Genomic DNA, 20,540 nt, shown 5'->3' with positions numbered 1-20,540 from the left:
GAATACTTAGACATAAAAATACCGACCTCCAAAAGTTAGATTTTTGGGTCTAACTTTTGGGGGTCGGTACATTTTTCTTTTGTTTAGGTCATATTTTTTGTCGTGATAATACTAAACTACTACAAAATTCATGACCTATTCTGTATTTTTCTTTTATTTAGGTCATATTTTTTATCGTGATAATGCTTAAACTACAACAAAATTCATGACCTATTTTGTATTTTTCTTTTACTTAGGTCATGTTTCTGATCATGATAGGTATTATCAAAGTGGATTTCGATAGAAATTCATGTTTTATCCTATATCTCAGAAAATCGCTGTTATAAAAATCATTCTGTCCGTATAACAATCCATATAATAGAAAAAATATCGTTTTGGGCATATAGCGCTTTGTAAAGCTTCCAGCCACCCCTCAAATGGGCATATAGGCTGATTTCAAACCTCTGGCCACCCGTTAAAAGGGTGGCTGAGGACGGATTATTACTGTATATGCCCAATGGCCTGCGATAAAAGCTATGGTAAGGGGTGGCTGCAAGCCTGATATCCGGCTATAAGCCCAAAAACGGTTTTATTACAGGTGGCCGAACTATTAAAAACAAGCTATATGCCCAAAACAGAATTGCAGCTCTTCTACAGCGAGAACCACGGGCATATAGCCCTATACATTTTGGAAAGTATCCGTACCTGTAATTCTTAGTCCTACATATTCTAGGAAGTATCCGCATCTACTATTCTTAGTCATACTCAGCCTTAAAAATAGCCACCCTCTACTGTTCTCGGATTCAGAGCCTGAGGTAATAACACCCAGCCACACCGCAGGTGCTTGCCATTGACGGGTTCTGAGGTAAACGCTACAATGCTGAATCCGACGGTGCATGAATCTAACTACTGTTCCCATCATCCTCACCGTCGGCTCGCAGACCAAGGCGTTTTCCTCAGGCTCAGTCAATGGTGGCGTACGTAGCCGCAATCTAAAATTTTTAGAGTGTTAGAGAAGTCACTTACGCATATACAGAGAGAGGGTATTTTGGTATTCAGGTAAAAAACTCAAAAAGAATCTGAGAGTAAAAGAAAAAGGTCTTGAGAGCTGAAATCTCAAGACCTTATTGATCAAATTCTGTTAAAATATCCTATGTTGTGAAATGATTTAATACTTATAAATCGCTGTAAAGCTGGTTCTTACCATTGTTTTTCGCTTTATAAAGAAGTTCATCAACGCGGCTAATGGTTTGAAGAACAGTTTCGTCTTCTTTATGCTTTGTAGCGCCGGCGCTTATTGTAAGAGTATAGTCTATGCCAAGGAGCCGATCTACATTTTTGATCATTTCTTCAGCATTTGTTTTTACATATTCTGCAGTGCGGTCTGTTACGAGCATTATAAATTCTTCACCGCCCCAGCGACCACATTCGAAACCTTCATTACAGATGATCTTATCTTTTATATATGAAGCAATAGTCTTTAGGGCGTTATCGCCTTCAATATGTCCATAGGTGTCGTTGATGTTTTTGAAATTATCTATGTCAAACATGATAAGGAACCATTCCTTGGAGTTGTCTGTTTCATAGATAAGTCTTTCGATAGCACCGCGGTTTAGCAAATCTGTAAGAGCATCATGGGAAGCCTTATAAAGCATGTCATTGAGCTGACTGTTTTTTTCCATAAGTTCTTCAGTAATAGTATTGATAAAAACAGCAAGCCTTGCAGTGATAGGCATGCTTGAAGAAGTCATGTTTGGACCTTCTTCTACACGGTCTAGCTCCTGTTTTTCTCCCTCACGCATGGAAGCAGTAACTATGGACAGATTATTTAAAATGGTCTTTCCTTTAAAACGCATTATTTCGCCAAGGGCACTAAATCCGGCTGCATCCATATGCTTGGAGATCTCAACGATCTCAATATTATCCTGTTCGCCCCAGAAGAGTTTTCTGCCGAAACAGTTATATATAGTAATTGCCTGTGGCGCAAAGTCTCGTATAAGCTGGCCTGCCTGCTTGGTATGCTCCATTATTCTTAATGGATCTCCATAGGTAAGACGGATATTGCTTCCAACAGGAACATTAGTAGACATAACGATCGATCCGTCAGGATTTACAGATTTGGCATGGCGGATGTATACAGTTTCTTCATTGACCTGAACTTCCCATGGGAATTCCAGAGCATCATAGAAAAAGTTTGGACCTTTTTTTATGTTGAGATAATGGCTGTAAACATCATAAGCAGGCTTTCCATCAAGCTCATATACAACGTTTCCCTCTGCTCTTGTTACATGAAGAGGGTAGCCAATAGCTTTCCAGCCAAACATTCTGTTTGTCTGGATATGCAGCTCTTTTCCGCTGTATAGAACAAGAAAAACGCCTTCTGTATGGTATTCATTGTCATCAGTAAATATAAAAGGCTTGTTATCATCATCACCTACAGCAATGGCGCCGAATACCTCAATGTTATCAGGGAGAGAATCGGCCGTATGACTTGCCTTATCAAACATCACGTCAGAGTTTGCACATACGATCTCAAGTCCCTTTAAGTCAGGAACATCTTTTATGATATCAAATAAAACTTGTGAACAGTCTTTGTGGAGATCATAAAAAGAGAGAACCTTAACCTGGGTAGACGGATCATCAAATACTGTAAGCGTGATAACGCATTCGTTGTAATCTATGCTTCCATTAATGATTTCTCCTATAGCACTACAGCCGACAATAGGAACACCCGGTAACTCTATACTAAGGATTTTCTGGATTCTGTCTAATTTATAGTATATGGATTTATCAGTATATGGAGCATAGATATGAATAATAGCTCCATGTTCTCTAAGGCTGGTGCTTTGCGCCCATTCTCTTATATTAGGTATAAATCTTGGATTAAATGTTGTTTGAAATAGTTTCAATTGCATTACTCCCAATGATTCTAATTTATTATGTGGTCTTATTTTACTACAAAACTATCATTAAAACTACAAATAAACGCTTGACATAACATTTTTAAATTATTAAAATTTGTTAAGAATTAAATATTAAAGGCTGTGACCGGAATAAGTAAGAATCGAAATCTGACGACAGAGAATTGCTGGTTGGTGAGAAGCGTAAGTTAAGAGCGATGATGAATACCTCCGTGAGCTGCTGGGACGAATTCTTTTTATCATGAGATATTAGTTCCAGACGGGGACTGACCGTTACATCGGTAGAGTATCATTCTTTTTTTGAATCGTACTTATTGAGGCGCTTTGCGTGAGCATAGCGTGAATGAAGGTGGTAACACGGATTATTTCGTCCTTCGCAACAAATTATGTTGCGAAGGATTTTTTGTGCAGAGCACTTGCTGAAGTTTTTTTGAAGCTAGTGCGAGCCATGGGTGAACACTTAACGAGGTTTTTTCGAGTTTAGTGAGAATCCCAATTTTTCTTCGCAATGACTATTATTGGAGGTGCATTATGCAGATTTTTGAGGAACTTAAGGCAAGAGGTCTTATTGCTCAGGTTACAGACGAAGAGCATATCAGAGACCTTGTAAACAATGGTAAGGCAACATTCTATATTGGCTTTGACTGCACAGCTGATTCACTTACAGCAGGTCATTTCATGGCACTTACTCTTATGAAGAGACTTCAGGAAGCTGGAAATAAGCCAATCGCTCTTATCGGTGGCGGTACAACAATGATCGGTGATCCTTCAGGAAGAACTGATATGAGAAAGATGCTTACAAGAGAGGATATTGATCACAATGCTGCCTGTTTCAAGCGTCAGATGGAGAAATTCATTGATTTCTCAGACGGCAAGGCTTTAATGGTAAACAATGCTGACTGGCTCATGAACCTTAACTACATTGAGCTCTTAAGAGAGGTTGGAGCTTGCTTTTCGGTTAACAACATGCTTCGTGCAGAGTGCTACAAGCAGCGTATGGAAAAGGGACTCAGCTTCCTTGAATTCAACTACATGATCATGCAGTCATACGACTTCTACTACATGTTCCAGAAATACAACTGTAATCTGGAATTTGGTGGAGACGATCAGTGGAGCAATATGCTTGGTGGTACAGAGCTTATCCGCAGAAAGCTTGGTCAGGATGCTCACGCTATGACAATCACTCTTTTAACTGATTCTCAGGGTAAAAAGATGGGGAAGACAGCCGGAAACGCTGTATGGCTTGACCCTAACAAGACATCACCATTCGATTTCTATCAGTACTGGAGAAACGTTGATGATGCTGATGTTGATAAGTGCATCAAGATGCTCACATTTATTCCTATCGAGGAAATCCTTGAAATGGAAAAGTGGGATCCTAGCAGAGTCAATGAGAAGAAAGAAATCCTTGCATTTGAGCTTACAGCACTTGTACATGGTAAAGAGGAAGCTCAGAAGGCACAGGATGGAGCAAGAGCCCTTTTTGCAGGCGGCGGAGATGCTGCAAATGTTCCTGCTACAAGCCTTAAGGAAGAGGACTTCAGAGATGGAAACATCGATGTCCTTCAGGTTCTTGTTTCTGCAGGCCTTTGTGCTACAAGAAGTGAAGCTAGACGTGCTGTTGAGCAGGGCGGCGTAACTGTAGCAGATGAGAAGGTTACAGATGTAAAGGCAACTTATGACAAGGCATTCTTTGCAGATGGAGTTATGGTAAGAAAAGGAAAGAAATCCTTTAAGAAGGTTTCATTCTAAAATAAACTAGCAAAAAGCCGTAGTATTAAAAACTACGGCTTTTTTTAGGAGAGGTAAAAAATGGGGTATGAAAACTTAAGACCGGATGAGATTGAGTTAGCAGGAAGGTTTGACTCTTTTGATGACGGCAAAGTAATGTTTGGAAAACAAAAAAATAAGCTTCCGGCAATGGGGTGGAATAGCTGGAATGCATTTGGAAGTGGCAATACGGAGGCTCTTACTAAAATAATGGCTGATAAGTTTATAGAGCTTGGTCTTGATAAACTTGGCTATGAGTACATTATTTTAGATGATGGGTGCTATAAAACTGAAAGAGTTGAAGATAAGCTTTCCAATGAAGATGTCAAGTTTCCAAGCGGGTTTAAGGCACTTTCTGATTATATCCATGGAAAAGGTCTTAAATTTGGAATGTACAATGACATAGGAACCAATCTTTGCGCAGGTGCACAGGTTGGAACCTGCGGGCACGAAGCCCTGGATGCCGCAAGCTATATTGAGTGGGGCGTTGATTTTTTAAAGGTTGATAACTGCTATTATCCTTTTGATAATGCAACTTTTTCAAATGCTGAAAATGCGAGATACACCTTTGCTCCAAATATAAGAGCAGTTAAGGTTTGCTCTAGTGATGGCTCTTTTGAAAAGATATACTCTGCTGTTAAAGATGGAGTTATAACAGGAAGAAGGGCAGAAAAAGTAGAAAAGGGAGACTATGTTACAAAGATAGGGACCTTTGATGGAACGGGACCTGATGCTACACCTGTAGGACTTCAGAGCAGTGAACTTGTATTTGATGTAGATGTTCCTGGTGATGGAGCGTATCTTATCTTCTTAGAATATGCAACCGGAAAAGAGGAAGGCGTTGGAGGCTGGCTCCAGATCATGGCTGAAGGAGAAATGGTATTTGATGGCTTCCTTAAAGAAACCGAAAGCCCTGTTTCTTTTGTCTGGTCAGCGAAATCCTCTGATGAAAAGGAAGGGGTTATCTGCAGATTACACAAGGGCATAAACAAAATAAGAATAATGAACCACAGAAGACAGGAGAATACGCTTAATTCTTATGGACGCCTGTTAAAAGAGCTGAAGAAGCTAGCTCCTGATAAGGATATCTATTATTCAGCCTGCGAGTGGGGAAAGACGCAGCCTCAAAATTGGGGCAAGAAGGTTTGTGATTCCTGGAGAATCTTAAATGATATCACTTTCAGAGTCGGAAGTGATGGCGATCCGGGGCACGGTGACTGGACTTCCGATTACACACCGGGTGTAGCTGTACAGTACAATAAGGCTGTCATCATGGATGAATTTTCAGGCCTTTCAAAGGGATGGAATGACCCTGATATGCTTATGATTGGCATGGATGGTCTTAATGAAATCCAGTGCAAGACCCATATGGCTATGTGGTGCATGATGAACTCTCCATTGATGCTGGGCCTTGACCTTAGAAGAGTAAGTAAAGGAGACTGGATTTATAACATCATCTCCAATGAAAAGCTTATTTCTTTAAATCAGGATAAGCTTGGAATTCAGGCAAAAAGAGTTTATTCGAGCCTTGCAGTGGAAGATCCTTCAAAAGAGTACATAAGGGACAATGACAGAGTAGATATTCTTGTTAAGCCTCTTTTTGGAGACAGATTTGCTGTTAGTTTTATCAATCTAAGTGATAAAGATAAGAAAGATACCTATAAGATTACTGTAAAAGATATAATAAAGGCTTTTAGTGATAGCGAAAAGGGCGAATATTTCAAGGCATTTGAAAATGCAAAGAAATTGGAAGCTCTTGATGTTTACACTGATGATACATTTACAATTTTGGATGGATGTATTGAAGTATCAAACCTTAAGGCTTTTGATAATATCACTTTTATTGTTTCGCTTTCTGATGAGAAGTAATTATGAATTGTAAGGACTTTACAAATAAACTCATAGATTTATATCAGAATAAAAATAACCAGGAGCTTTCTTATGAAGCTCTTGGTCCATTTTTATGCGTAATAATTGAAAGCAGTGGGGATATTTATAAAATGCCCCTTCGCAGGAATACCATGGCAAGAGTGCTCCATGAGTTTTACAAGAATGTTCTGAAAGAAAAGGATCTTGATTGGGGCGATGCAGGAACGTTTCCTGATATTTATGACTGCAAAGTTTGTGCCAATCCGCTTGCCCAGTGTTATATAAGAGGTCTGATAAAGCCCAGAAAAGATAATGGTGTATTCGTTTTAGGAGCAGATGATATCGTTACAGAAGATGAGATCTCAATTATTTTTTCTTTAATCTAAAAAATATTTGCCACATATTTTTTTCCCTCGTATAAATATCTGTAATCAAAAACATGACATTTTGGAGGAAAAAAATTATGAAGAAAATTGGATTGTTAATGGCAGGTGTTGTTTTAGCAGTATCTCTTACAGCTTGCGCAAGTGAGTCAACATCAACAACAAGCTTTAATGTAACAACAACTACAGATGAGGGTACAACGGAATACAATTATTCATCTGAATATGCAAATGGTGAGTTTTCATCAACAGAAGAATACACAGAATACAACAATGATATTAACTGCAACATAATAGATGGCATTGCTTATATATCTGCACCATACAGGACAGACCTCTGGTGTGAAGAGATCGTTTATGTTGATGATGTAGAGATCTGTGATACAGATGCTGAAGATGGCGTTTATTACGCATCAAATCTTCCAATCATGCAGGATGGTACTACAAAGATCTTTGTAGCTCAGTATGATGAAGAAAATGGTGAAGCCTTTGCATATGCAGTATTTTCACTTACCGTTGAAAATGGTAAATTTGCAACTGTTGATGAGGCATATATTGTTGACAGTATAGATGAAATCTAAAAATTCAGACTAACAAAGCATCAATAAGCATAATAAGTGTAAAAAGATCCAAATCAGTGTAACTGATTGGATCTTTTTTTATTATATAAAAGAAAATAAAAGTATATGTCGACCAACAAAAAATAGTATAATAATAATTGCTTTAATATTATATAAAAGGGGGTTATGTATGAGACGTATTCTAAAAAGTTCTATTTCAGTTCTACTCGCATTAGCACTTGTGCTTACTGCAAATGTAACCGCAATTACTTCAAATGCAACAAATGTGGTTGCAGATGTAAAATCAATTGCTGATGTTCCTGCCGATCTTTCCGGCAAAACAGTTATTCTCCACACTAATGATGTACATGGAGCAGTTGGACGTTATCCTTATATTGCATCTGTTAAGGAAAATTTCCAAAAAAGAGGGGCAGAAGTTCTCCTTGTTGATGCCGGAGATTATATACAGGGAACGCCTTATGTCAATATGTCAAAAGGCGCAGATGCTATTACTGTTATGAATGCTGCCGGTTATGATTTTGCTACAATAGGAAACCACGAGTTTGACTATGGCTTAGATCAACTTAAGGCAGATATAAAGATTGCTAAGTTTAAGACTATCTGTGCCAATGTATTGGATGAAAATGGCAATTCAATCTTCGTACCAAATGCAATGTATACTACTAAGTCAGGTATGAAACTTGGCTTCTTTGGAGTAGTTACTCCTGAGACACAGACTAAGTCAAATCCTGTTTATGTAAAGGGGCTTACATTCCTTTCAAAGGATGCGCTCTATGCATGTGGGGAGGCTCAGGTAAATGAGCTCAAGGCACAGGGGGCAGACCTTGTTATATGTCTTACACATCTTGGCGTTGATCTGGAAGCTGCAAGAGAAGGCAATAGCAGTGATATTTTCTATGAAAAGACAAAGGGTATTGATGTTGTTATCGATGGTCACTCGCATACAGTAATGTCGGCAGCAAACACTGTTGATCCTGTTACATCTACAGGTACAAAACTCCAGACTCTTGGTGTTGTTATGATAGACAATGCAAGTAAGTCTGTAGAAGACAGTTATCTTCTTAACTATGACAAACTTCAGCCGGAAGTAGTTACAAATGCAGTTGCAACAGATATCATTAAGAAAATTGATAATGAGTACAATGTAGCATTTGCAAAGAGTGAAGTTGATCTCAACGGTAATAAGGCACCAGGCAACAGAACAGAAGAAACAAACATGGGAAATCTTGTATCAGATGCTATCCTTTGGACAATTCTTAAGAATGAAGGTTCAGTATCAGTTGATTCTTCTCACGTCATCGCACTTACAAATGGTGGTGGTTTAAGAGCTCCTATTAGTGCCGGCAATGTTTCAAAGAAAGATGTAAATGCAGTTCTTCCGTTTGGAAATACAGTAACTGTAGTATATGTTACAGGAGAACAGCTCCTTGAAGCGTTAGAAGCTTCAACGTTCTGCACACCAGAGCCTGTTGGAGGTTTCCCTCAGACTAGTGGAATTAAATTTACGATCAATACAACAAGGGCCTTTGCAGCAGGTCCTATTTATCCAGGCTCAACTTATCACAAGCCAAGCAGTATAAACAGAGTAACAATTGAGAGCATAAATGGACAGCCATTCTCTAAGACAGATACATATGCTGTTGTAACAAACAACTTCATTTCTGTAGGTGGAGATACATATTATTGCTTCAGTAGTTCAGGAACAAGCTTTGATACTGGAATTCCGGTTGATGAGGCACTTATTGATTATATCAAGACTGAGCTTCATGGTGTTATCGGAAGTTCATATGCTTCTCCAAGAGGTGATATTACAATAATTAAATAAGTTTTATATTAAAGATCATTACTCCGTCAGCTTTTTAAAAGGCTGGCGGAGTTTTTTATGAGAAAATAGTTTGTATGAGTTGACAAATGAAGGAAGAGGTTTTATATTAAACATATGAATAATTATTCATATGTTCATCAAATTTAAGATTATTTTTTTGCTATAGATATTCGAAAGGAGGCGCTTTGTGGCAGTTACAGATGTAGAGTGTTGTGAAGAACACCATGTACATATTCATGTTACTAATAAAGCAAAAAGAGATATGCCGGACGAGGATGAATTATATGATCTGGCTGAGCTTTTTAAGGTTTTTGGCGATTCTACCAGAATAAAGATATTGTTTGCCTTGTTTGAAGAAGAGATGTGCGTTTGTGATATTGCAGATACTCTTAATATGACACAATCTGCCATATCCCATCAGCTTAGGATTCTTAAACAGAGTAAGCTCGTTGGAAACAGACGTGAAGGTAAGTCAGTTATATATTTTCTTGCCGATGATCATGTGAGAACAATTATCGATCAGGGACTTAATCATATTGAGGAATAATCGAAAATAATAAGCCAGATGGCGAAAGGGGTTAAATTATGAAGAAAACATATAAGTGTGAAGTTGATTGCGCAAACTGCGCAGCAAAAATGGAAGACGCAGTAAAAAAGATTGATGGAGTAGTAAATGCCAGAGTTAATTTTATGACTCAGAAATTCATGCTTGAAGCTGCAGATGATGTATATGAAAAGGTTCTTGATGAAGCAATCAAAGCCTGTAAGAAGGTTGAGCCTGATTGTGAGATTGAGACCGCTTAAGGGTATAAGGAGTCATAGCAATATGGCTCCATTTTTTTTAATAAGAGTTTTTCTTTAGAAATGGCAGGTAGTGATTATGACAAAAAAACAAAAGAAGACAAGAAACAGAATACTGATAGTGCTTGCACTTTTTATTATATTGCTTATTGCTGATAAGACAGGACTTTTGGATAACATTCCTGAAATAATCATATTTTTTGTTTATCTGATTCCATATATAATCATCGGATATGATGTTATCAGAAAAGCCTTTATAAATATCAGTCATGGCCAGGTTTTTGATGAGAATTTCCTTATGATGATAGCAACATTTGGTGCATTTGGAATCAGAGAGTATTCAGAAGCATTGGCAGTTATGCTTTTTTACCAGGTAGGCGAGCTCTTCCAGAGTGTTGCTGTTGGAAAATCAAGACAGTCTATCTCAGATATGATGAGCATTGCACCTGAGTATGCTGTGATCATCAGGGAAGATGGACAGACTGATGAAGTTGATCCGGAAGAAGTTAGTGTTGGAGATACACTCCTTATAAAAGCAGGTGAAAAGATCCCTGTTGATGCTACTGTCCTTGAAGGTGAATCCTTTATTGATACGGCTGCACTTACCGGCGAATCAGTTCCAAGGAAAGTCGTTAAGGGTGACGAGATCATAAGCGGCTGCGTTAACGGCGAGGGTGTACTTAAAGTTCAGGCAACAAAGGTTTACGAAGATTCAACAGTTGCCAAAATCTTAGAGCTTGTTGAGAACGCAAGTAATAAAAAGTCCAGAATGGAGAACTTTATTACAAGGTTTGCACGTTACTATACGCCTGTAGTAACAATAGGTGCAGTGATTCTTGCAATTCTTCCGCCTATTCTCGGACAGATGGCTTTTTCAGACAGCATAAGAAGAGCCTGCGTATTCCTTATTGTTTCATGTCCATGTGCTCTTGTTATTTCTGTTCCTCTTGGATTTTTTGGAGGAATTGGTGCAGCTTCTAAGATCGGCGTTCTTGTTAAGGGAAGCAATTTCCTTGAAGCTGCTTCACTTATTGACAGAGTTGTTTTTGATAAGACAGGAACTCTGACACTTGGAGAATTCAAGGTTGCAAGCGTTAATCCCTTTAACGGAGTAACAGCTGATGAACTTTTAAAGATAGCTGCAATTGGTGAGAGCGTTTCTAATCATCCAATCGCCAAGTCAATCCTTGCTGCATATAAAGAGAAGTTTTCAGATGCTGCAATTGATGCATCAAATGCCAATGCAAAAGAAATTGCAGGACATGGAATATCAGCAGTTTATGAAGGAAAAGAGCTGCTTCTTGGAAATGCAAAGCTTTTAGAAGAAAAAAATATCCCATTTATGGCTCCAAATGAGTACGGAACTGTTGTATATGCCTCTCTTGGAGGAAAGTTCATTGGTTCTATTGTAATATCTGATGTAATTAAGCCTGAGGCAAAAGAAGCTATCAAGGCCATGAAGAAGGTCGGAGTCAAGAAAACGATCATGCTGACCGGAGACAGAAAATATACAGCTGATTATGTTGCTGCCCAGGTTGGAATTGATGAGATACACTCAGAGCTTTTGCCTGCAGACAAGGTCGACAGGGTTGAAAAAATGCTTGATGAAGCGGATAATAAAAGTAATTTAGCCTTCGTTGGAGATGGTATCAATGACGCTCCGGTTCTGATGAGAGCAGATGTAGGAATAGCCATGGGCTCTCTTGGAAGCGATGCAGCGATTGAAGCGGCTGATATTGTTATTATGGATGATGATATCCGTAAGATATCATCAATCATTAAGATTGCACGTAAGACCATCAGAATTGTAAAAGAAAACATTGTTTTTGCTTTGTTTGTAAAGGTATTGATACTTATCCTTGGAGCCCTTGGAATTGCTTCCATGTGGCTGGCTGTTTTTGGAGATGTAGGTGTTGCAGTGCTTGCAATCCTCAACTCTATGAGGGCTATGAAAATAGATAAGTGAGGTAATTAAATATATGGCGAGAGCAGGACTTGACGTTGGAGAACTTCTAGTGAAGCTGATGACCAGGGAAACCGGGGAGATCAGCAAGGTTGATTATGCTCCTCAAAAACCGGAATTCATAAATTCATCGGTTTTGGGTGAACAGTTCCTTGTAAGAAAAACACCAGAATCTCAAGGTTTAAGTTCTGCTTTTTTTACGGAACTTATAAGATTCCTATCTGAGAACAAAGAGTGTAATATGCATAAGCTCATGTTCGTAAGGCACGGCTTTGTTGTTGCAGAATGTGCCTTTGAACCCTATGAGATGGATATCTGGCATGTTTCATATTCCATGTGCAAGAGTATTGTTGGAATGGCGATAGGTCTTTTGGTTGAAGATGGAAAGCTAAGTACTGACGATAAACTCAATGATATATTCAGCACAAGGATGGGACCTCTTGGATTCCTTAAAAAGAATGTAACTGTAGAAAATCTCCTTAATATGTCCAGCGGAGTTGAATTTAATGAGGCCGGTTCTATTAGTGGCAATGACTGGAGAAAAGAGTTTTTGAACTCTGGGTTTAAATTCGAGCCGGGAACTTCTTTTGAATACAATAGCATGAATACCTATATGCTGTCGGCTATAGTAACCGAGATTACAGGTAAATCTCTTTTTGATTTCTGTAAGGAAAGAATATTTGAGCCTATGGGCATAAAGAGAGTTTATTGGGAAAGCTGTCCTCAAAGCATAACAAAAGGTGGCTGGGGCCTTTTTATGCGAACTGAAGATATGGCAAAACTCGGAGTTATGTATCTTCAAAAGGGTAAGTGGAACGGCCAGCAGATAATTCCTGAAAAGTGGGTGGAAAGGTCCACGGCCTGGCAGATTGAAACAGGCAAAGATGACAATGAACACTATGGATATCAGCTCTGGATAAATGATGACAGACCAGGTTCCTATGCCTTTAACGGAATGCTTGGGCAGAACGTATTTGTATATCCTGATCTTGATATGGTTGTTGTGACTAATGCCGGAAACAGCGATGTTTTCCAGACAAGTCTCATGGCCGTTAAAATTAGAAACTGTATGAAAGAACTTACTGATGTTTCTGATCATTCGCTTCCGGAAAACTTTGCAGCTTTGTCAGAGCTTAAGGCAATTTGCAGATCAGTCAGCGGAAGAACGGTAGATTTTCCGCAGATCTTAAATGGTGGCTACAAGAGAAAAAGTATCGCTATGACAAAGGGCCGCCCTAAAAAGACTGAAGTTTTGGTGAATTCAAAGAGGGGAGCATTTAAGCCATCTCTTTATTCCTATAACAATGTAAGCGAAAATATACTGATAGACAGATGGCTTTCAAAGCTTGATGGGAAAACCTATGACCTTGATATCAAAGGTATTGGTCTGTTTCCTTTGATGATGCAGATAGTTCACAACAATTTTACTGATGGTATCCATAAGATTGGTTTCAGGAAGGGATGCAATAATTCTTTTTATATTGAAGTTTATGAGGGTGAAACCATATTTAGCTTAAGGTGCGGATTTTGTGGTCGCAGATATAAAAGTGTAATTAACATGCATGGTGAGAAGTATATCGTATCGCTTTCTTCTGCATGTAAAAGAGATGAATATAACAGGCTGGTTCTTAGGAATGAGATCTATTTTCTTGAGGAAGCCTGCACCAGAGTAATGAATATTTACTTTGAAGATGATGCTGTGGACAGAGTGGACAGGAAGGGAACCTTTATACATCCATCAGTTCCGGGCTCTATTGAGATAAGATTTCATGAGATTCCGGGCACGGATATGCTTATGACAACTCTTGATAATCTTGCGCCTGATACCTTTGGTGGTATGACAGGCATGATCTACAGCAGATTTTTAAAGGGTGGTATGAAGGGAATCCTCAATGAGGCCGTAAAGACAACAATGCAGCCCGTTGTTAAGGGGACCTTGTGCAGCTTTTTACCTGATACCGAATAAAGGCGTTATATGCTATACTTTATCTAGTGTTTGAAAAAGAAAGTAAGAGGTGACAAAACTATGAGTTATGAAAAATTACTTGCCTGCAAAGAAGCAGTTAGAAAGAAGACAGATTTTGTTCCGGATGTAGCACTTGTACTTGGTTCTGGACTTGGCGGATTTGCAGATAATATAAAGATTGAAACAGAGATTGAATATAAAGATATACCGGGATTCCCTGTTTCTACAGTTCCTGGCCATGCAGGAAAGTTTATTTTTGGCTATCTTGGAGATGTTAAGATCGTATGCATGAAGGGACGTGTTCATTTTTATGAGGGATATGACGTTCATGATGTTGTTCTTCCAGCAAGACTTATGGGACTTCTTGGTGCCAAGATCCTGTTCCTTACAAATGCTGCAGGCGGCCTTGGAGAAGGCTTTAATGCAGGTGATCTGATGCTTATTACAGATCATGTTTCTATGTTTGCTCCTAATCCGCTTATCGGACCTAATCTTGATGAACTCGGAGCAAGATTCCCTGATATGTCTGAAGTTTACAAAAAGGACCTTCAGGAAATCATCAGAAATACAGCAAAAGAAAATGGCATAGAGCTTAAAGAGGGCGTATATTGCCAGCTTACAGGTCCTTCATATGAATCACCTGCAGAGATCAGACTTCTTCAGAAACTTGGAGTATCGGCAGTTGGTATGAGTACTGTCAATGAAGCAATCGCAGCTAATCATATGGGACTTAAGGTGTGCGGAGTATCCTGCATCAGCAATCTTGCTGCAGGTCTTTCAGAGAATCCTCTTTCGCACAAGGAAGTTCAGGAAGCAGCTGACAAGGCAGCTCCTTTATTTACAAAACTAGTTACAGAATCAATCAGGAAATTCAAGTAATATAAAGGAAAAACTTACATCTATGGAGAGCATAATTTTTTTATCTGTCCTTGTAGGCATATCTTTGATCGCTTATCTGCTAGGACTTAGAGACAGTAAAAGAGCTGAAAAAACTCTATTAACCAGATTAAAAAAGAACTTTGGAGAAGCACCAAAACGAAACTACAAACAAGATGACCTTGATCATCTGCAAGGGTATTATAAAAATCATTCAGCAGATTATCAGATTGATGATACTACCTGGAATGACCTTAATATGGATGGCGTATTTGCCAGGATGAATTACTGCCTTAGCGCTACAGGAGAGGAGTACCTTTACCATATGCTAAGGACACCTCTTCTTGATGATGATTTTGATTCTTTGGAAAAAAAGGTTTCTTTTTTACAGAAAAATGAAGATGCAAGGATCAGCCTTCAGCTTATTTTTTCTAAGATTGGCAGAAACATAAGGTATTCAATTTATGATTACATTGATTATCTCAAAGATGCCGGTAAATTCAGCAATAGAGAGCATTATTTGATGCTTGTTCTGATGGCGCTCTCTATATGTGTCTGTTTTTTCAATTTTTCTATTGGATTTGTAGCTTTTGTGATACTTGTAGTTATAAATCTAATTAGATATTTTGCCGTAAAAGGTGATATTGAGCCATATCTTGCTTCTTACAGGTATATTTTAAGAGTTATCAGATCAGTATCATTTTTTGAAAAGGTGAATATTCCTGAACTTGAGGATGACTTCTTGGCGCTCAAAAAAGCGGCTTCAGGATTAAAGGGCTTTTCAAAAGGCTCATATATCCTCATGTCACAGAGCAGGATGAATTCAGGCGGCAACCCGGCCGAGCTTATTCTTGATTATATCAGGATCGCTACACATATTGATCTTATTAAGTTCAATCAGATGTACAAAGAGATAAGCCTTCACAGAGATGATCTTGATACGATCCTTACTATTACAGGAAGGATTGAGGCATACATATCAATTGCCTGCTTTAGAGAGTCTTTTAAAGGCAGCTTTTGCATTCCTGAATTTGAGGGTGACCTCTTTGATGCAAAAGAGCTGATCCATCCGCTCATTCAAAATGCTGTAGCCAATGATATAACCACCAAGGAAGGAATACTTATTACGGGCTCAAATGCCTCCGGTAAGTCCACATTCCTTAAAACCTGCGCTATAAACACTGTTTTGGCTCAGTCCATACATACAGTTCTCGGAAAAGAGTATAAGGCTCCTCTTTTTGAGGTTTATTCATCCATGGCGCTTAATGACAACATTTTTGAGGGCGACAGCTACTATATTGTAGAGATAAAATCGATCAAGAGAATTCTTGATGCTGCAGCAAAGTCCGGTAATAGAGTGCTTTGCTTTGTAGATGAGGTACTCAGGGGAACTAATACAATTGAAAGAATTGCAGCGTCAACTGAGATCCTGAAAACTTTTGTAAAAAGAAATGTGACCTGCTTTGCAGCTACTCATGATATAGAGCTTACATCTTTATTGAAGGACAGCCTTGGCATTTATCATTTTGAGGGCAATGTAACTGACAATGATGTCCATTTTGATTACAAGATGAAATCAGGACCTGCCACAAACAGAAATGCCATTAAACTCCTTGGAGTTTTGGGCTACGATGAGGCAATCGTTGATAATGCACAGGCTCTTGCTGATAAGTTTTTAGCTACAGGAAACTGGAACTGATTTTATTTTTTTGAATTTAGAGGTAATAAATTGAAAGTTGAATTATATTCAGATGGGTCTGCCAGGGGAAACCCGGATGGACCCGGAGGATTTGGAACAATACTAAGGTACGTAGATACCAAAGGCGCTATCCATGTAAAAGAGCTCAGCGCCGGATTTGACAAGACCACAAATAATCGAATGGAACTTTTGGGCGTAATATCAGGACTTGAATGCCTTAATAGACCCTGTGATGTAGTTGTTACTTCGGATTCACAGTACGTACTTAAGCCATTTACTGATCATTGGCTTGATAACTGGATTAAAAAAGGCTGGAAAACTTCCGGTAATAAACCGGTTAAAAATGTGGAACTATGGAAGAGACTTCTAGAGGCAACAAAGCCTCACAATATAACCTGGAACTGGGTTAAAGGGCATAATGGACATCCGGAGAATGAGAGATGTGATGAGCTTGCAACCACAGCTGCAGACCAGCCAAAAGAGCTTTTGAGGCATGATGATGGTGGTGACCTTAGATGATTTACTATATTGCAGATTGCCATTTTTATCACGCTGCGCTCAATACCAAGATGGACAAGCGTGGCTTTGCAGATGTAACCGAAATGAATGAATACATGATAAAAAAATGGAATGACAAGGTTACAAATGCTGACACTGTTGTTATTTTAGGCGATTTATCACTTGGAAATGTTCAGGAGACCAATGAACTTATTCACAGGCTAAAAGGAAAGCTTTGCCTTATTGTTGGGAACCATGATAAATATATTGGAAAACCCGACTTTGACTTGGGGAGATTTGAATGGATAGATAATTACAGAGAGATTACAGATTCTCAAAAGAAAGTAATCTGTTGTCATTATCCAATGCCATTTTATGAAGGTCAGTACAGAAAACGTCACAACGGGGATCCAAAGACTTACATGATGTATGGCCATGTGCATGAAACGAGAGATGAAATGCTCATGCAGAGGATCATAGAGATGATCAGAAATACATCTTATGTTCCTATTGGGAGTGAAACAGAAGGGTTCATTCCCTGTAACATGATCAATTGTTTTTGCAAAAGATCCGATTACACACCATTAACTTTGACAGAATGGATCAGGTATGAAAAAGGGGAGAAACAAATTTAACTGCATTATAGCTTCTTTTGCTATAGTGTGTTGTCTTACAGGTTGTCTGCCGGGATATAATTCTGCAGATGTTTTGATAGTTGATGCAAAAGCCTGGGTAAATGGGGCGAGCTATCTTATTACTCATAAGGCTTTTGCTTTTCTTTATGATATCGATCATATATCAGTCTTTAGTTTTACATCAAAGAACCCTCTGCTTAATGTTTGCAGAGGGAAGTACTTTTATAAGTTTAAGTCTCACAACTTATATGTGAATAATGATGATGGAAAAGTATATACAGATGAGCTCTTGCCTTACGCAAACAGCTGTTTTGAAGATCTGTTTAGAAATAGTCTTGAGCTGTCTGACTCTGAAAAGCTTGTCGTAGACTATGATCCATACTATGAACTTCAGACTACAAGCTATCTTAGAAACAGTGGCTCTTTTTCCAAGAAAAATTCAGGTAGTACAGATTATCATGTAAAGGCATTTCCTGCTGAATATACAAAGGCAAATGTAGATAATTACATTTATTCAGAATATCCTTATTGTGGAGAAATTGATGGATGTTACATCATTACTGAAAAATCCTGTGAAGATCTTTCGGAAATCATATCTCTTAAGGAATATGCAACGAATTTTAAAGATAGTGATAGTTCGATGGTCTATTGTCCTGATGGATATATGGAAGTGAATGTTTTAGGCTTCGGTGATGATGGGTACATGGATATTTCTGCAGAAATATATAAAAAGGAATCAATTGTTTTCGATGATAAGGTGAAAATTGAGTATTTTAATGAGTTTTCTCAGCATTATTCCTATGTTCGATCAGTTGACGATTATGAGCTTTTGGAATCTGATTACTATCCGGCTAATAGAGATTTCAGAGTGATCTTTTCGAGTACTGATCCGGGACAGATATGTTCCATACATGTAAACGGTGATGAGCCCTATGATATATATCTGGCCGATGCGCCTTATAAAAAGGTGAAAGTAAAGAAGATTTTGACTAATGGCGCTGTTTACTCTGCAAAATATGAGACAAAAAAGTATGATGATAACTGGACAAAGCTGGTAACTTCTTCGCAAAGAGAGAAGGAAATTCATGAAGAGGGCCATCTGCAATCCAAAAAAGATACAATGTTTTCCAATGATGCAGGGTATACTTTAAATTTATATAAATGGTAGTTTTGAATTTTAAATTCTTATATTTAGTGCTTTGGAGAATATAAAAAAAGTCCACACACCATAATGCCGGTGTGCGGACTTTTTTAATACATATTATTTGAAATGATCACTCGCCAAATACTGCAAGGTAGTCTTTCTGGAACTTCTCGATACCTGCATCTGTAAGAGGATGATGAGTCATCTGCTCGATAACCTTGTAAGGAACTGTTGCAATGTCAGCACCTGCAAGAGCGCAGTCTGTTACATGCATAGGATGACGGATAGAAGCAGCGATGATCTCTGTCTGAATGTTGTGGATGTTGAAAATCTCTGCAACTTCTGAAATGAGGTCTGTTCCACGAACGCTGATGTCATCAAGTCTTCCGAGGAATGGGCTTACGTATGCAGCGCCTGCTCTTGCGCAAAGAAGAGCCTGGTTAGCTGTGAAGATAAGAGTCATGTTTACCTTTATTCCTTCGCTTGAAAGAACCTTGCATGCCTTAAGACCTTCAACAGTCATAGGGATCTTAACAACCATGTTTTTGTGAAGCTTTGCAATTTCTCTGCCTTCTGCGATCATGCCTTCAGCATCTGTAGTTGTTGCCTTAACTTCTCCGCTAATAGGTCCGTCAACGATAGAAGCAATCTCTTTTACAACTTCATATACATCGCGACCTTCTTTTGCTATAAGTGAAGGGTTAGTAGTAACACCACAAATAACCCCCATGTCATTAGCTTTTTTGATTTCTTCAATGTTTGCTGTGTCAATAAAGAATTTCATACCTGTAACTCCTTCAAAAATAAAATAGTTTTTATACACCTAAACTATTCTATCACGATTTGTTATATAAAAATGTCTTATTATTGCTCATTTTCTATCATTTTGTGCTTAGGTGATATGTATGGGCTTTAAAAATAACATGTTTGAAGCGTTGCATAAGACTTTGAATGCCAAATTGTGGACGATACAACGAATTGTTTCACACAATTTACACAATTCAAACACTGATTTTTCAATATAAGTTTCCATAATGGTAATAAATAGTATGCAATTTAATTCATCTGATTGATGAGTGATAAATAAAGGGGTGCACTGTTTTATGAAGAATAGAGTGATGAAGGCATGTTTATGCCTTTTTTTGAGTTTTAGTATACTTGGAAGTAATGTAGTTACTTATGCAGAGGAAACAAATGAAGTATTAAAAATTGAAGATATTGAAGATGATGACGTTTCCGAAGATAAAACTGAAGATAGATTAGAAGAAGATTCTGAGCTAAAAACAGAGGAGAAAAACGATATCAAAACTGAAGAAGAATCTGAAGTAGAAACTAAGGAGGACACTAAAGAGGAATCTGAGATAATTAAAGAAGAAACTGAAGAAGAATCCAAAGATAAAACTGAGGAGAAATCTGAAGAAGAATCCAAAGATGAAACCGAGGAGAAATCTGAAGACAAAACTGAAGAAATATCTAAGGATAAAGAAGAATCTACAGAAGAAATAACAGATGATTCAACAGAAGGATCTACAGAAGAGATAAACGACGATGACGAAACTACCAATTTTATTTCAATCAAGGAAAATGATGTTGAGTTTGTTTTTGAACCAAATGATTATTCCTTGCCGGA

At 38.3% G+C, this 20,540-nt stretch carries 17 protein-coding genes and 1 other annotated feature; of the genes, 15 read left to right on the top strand and 2 right to left on the bottom strand.

Annotation, left to right across the window (positions count from 1 at the left end; all coding sequences use genetic code 11):
• Window positions 1–1,154 precede the first annotated feature (1,154 nt).
• Complete coding sequence (locus tag E7303_RS13685; RefSeq protein ID WP_292145934.1) at window positions 1,155–2,888, bottom strand: sensor domain-containing diguanylate cyclase; 1,734 nt, start codon at window positions 2,886–2,888, stop codon at window positions 1,155–1,157.
• Window positions 2,889–3,014: 126 nt separating this feature from the next.
• Window positions 3,015–3,278: a binding site (T-box leader), on the top strand.
• Window positions 3,279–3,431: 153 nt separating this feature from the next.
• Here E7303_RS13685 and tyrS point away from each other — a divergent pair.
• The 14 genes from tyrS to E7303_RS13615 all read left to right on the top strand — a co-directional run bounded on the left by tyrS (window position 3,432) and on the right by E7303_RS13615 (window position 18,934).
• Complete coding sequence (tyrS, locus tag E7303_RS13680; protein WP_292145933.1) at window positions 3,432–4,652, top strand: tyrosine--tRNA ligase; 1,221 nt, start codon at window positions 3,432–3,434, stop codon at window positions 4,650–4,652.
• Window positions 4,653–4,712: 60 nt separating this feature from the next.
• Window positions 4,713–6,539: a glycoside hydrolase family 27 protein gene (locus tag E7303_RS13675; RefSeq protein ID WP_292145932.1), complete on the top strand. Its 1,827-nt coding sequence runs from the start codon at window positions 4,713–4,715 to the stop codon at window positions 6,537–6,539.
• Between the two features lie 2 nt (window positions 6,540–6,541).
• Complete coding sequence (locus E7303_RS13670; RefSeq protein WP_292145931.1) at window positions 6,542–6,925, top strand: hypothetical protein; 384 nt, start codon at window positions 6,542–6,544, stop codon at window positions 6,923–6,925.
• Between the two features lie 77 nt (window positions 6,926–7,002).
• A complete protein-coding gene (locus E7303_RS13665) occupies window positions 7,003–7,503 on the top strand; it encodes a hypothetical protein (RefSeq protein ID WP_292145929.1) in 501 nt (166 codons plus the stop codon).
• Window positions 7,504–7,672: 169 nt separating this feature from the next.
• A complete protein-coding gene (locus E7303_RS13660) occupies window positions 7,673–9,328 on the top strand; it encodes a bifunctional metallophosphatase/5'-nucleotidase (protein ID WP_292145928.1) in 1,656 nt (551 codons plus the stop codon).
• Between the two features lie 187 nt (window positions 9,329–9,515).
• The gene (locus tag E7303_RS13655) at window positions 9,516–9,875 is read left to right on the top strand and encodes an ArsR/SmtB family transcription factor (protein ID WP_292145927.1); all 360 of its coding nucleotides are present in this window, start codon (window positions 9,516–9,518) and stop codon (window positions 9,873–9,875) included.
• Between the two features lie 38 nt (window positions 9,876–9,913).
• A complete protein-coding gene (locus tag E7303_RS13650; RefSeq protein WP_022774529.1) occupies window positions 9,914–10,132 on the top strand; it encodes a cation transporter in 219 nt (72 codons plus the stop codon).
• Between the two features lie 76 nt (window positions 10,133–10,208).
• On the top strand, window positions 10,209–12,095 hold the full coding sequence (locus E7303_RS13645; protein WP_292145926.1) for a heavy metal translocating P-type ATPase: 1,887 nt from the start codon (window positions 10,209–10,211) through the stop codon (window positions 12,093–12,095).
• Window positions 12,096–12,108: 13 nt separating this feature from the next.
• Window positions 12,109–14,058 carry a serine hydrolase domain-containing protein gene (locus E7303_RS13640; protein WP_292145925.1) on the top strand — a complete coding sequence of 650 codons (1,950 nt, stop codon included), beginning with the start codon at window positions 12,109–12,111 and terminating at the stop codon, window positions 14,056–14,058.
• Window positions 14,059–14,118: 60 nt separating this feature from the next.
• Window positions 14,119–14,937, top strand: a complete 819-nt coding sequence (locus E7303_RS13635) for a purine-nucleoside phosphorylase (protein WP_292145923.1) — start codon at window positions 14,119–14,121, stop codon at window positions 14,935–14,937.
• A gap of 22 nt (window positions 14,938–14,959) precedes the next feature.
• Window positions 14,960–16,633: a MutS-related protein gene (locus E7303_RS13630; RefSeq protein ID WP_292145922.1), complete on the top strand. Its 1,674-nt coding sequence runs from the start codon at window positions 14,960–14,962 to the stop codon at window positions 16,631–16,633.
• Between the two features lie 30 nt (window positions 16,634–16,663).
• Window positions 16,664–17,152: a ribonuclease HI gene (gene rnhA / locus E7303_RS13625; protein WP_074887328.1), complete on the top strand. Its 489-nt coding sequence runs from the start codon at window positions 16,664–16,666 to the stop codon at window positions 17,150–17,152.
• Window positions 17,149–17,766: a metallophosphoesterase gene (locus tag E7303_RS13620; protein ID WP_292145920.1), complete on the top strand. Its 618-nt coding sequence runs from the start codon at window positions 17,149–17,151 to the stop codon at window positions 17,764–17,766. The genes rnhA and E7303_RS13620 overlap by 4 nt, the downstream gene beginning before the upstream one ends.
• Window positions 17,741–18,934, top strand: a complete 1,194-nt coding sequence (locus E7303_RS13615) for a hypothetical protein (RefSeq protein ID WP_292145919.1) — start codon at window positions 17,741–17,743, stop codon at window positions 18,932–18,934. Before E7303_RS13620 ends, E7303_RS13615 begins: the two co-directional genes overlap by 26 nt.
• 106 nt (window positions 18,935–19,040) lie before the next feature.
• Here the strand turns inward: E7303_RS13615 and fsa are convergent, their stop codons facing one another.
• Complete coding sequence (fsa, locus tag E7303_RS13610; RefSeq protein WP_292145918.1) at window positions 19,041–19,694, bottom strand: fructose-6-phosphate aldolase; 654 nt, start codon at window positions 19,692–19,694, stop codon at window positions 19,041–19,043.
• A 319-nt stretch (window positions 19,695–20,013) separates the two neighbouring features.
• Here fsa and E7303_RS13605 point away from each other — a divergent pair.
• On the top strand, window positions 20,014–20,540 hold a 527-nt coding region (locus E7303_RS13605; RefSeq protein ID WP_330601685.1), incomplete at its 3' end, for a hypothetical protein.

The organism is Butyrivibrio sp. (genome assembly GCF_015056685.1).
Taxonomy (GTDB): Bacteria; Bacillota; Clostridia; order Lachnospirales; family Lachnospiraceae; genus Butyrivibrio.
Note: the sequence above shows the minus strand (reverse complement) of the source record. Positions and strands in the feature narration are given on the sequence as shown.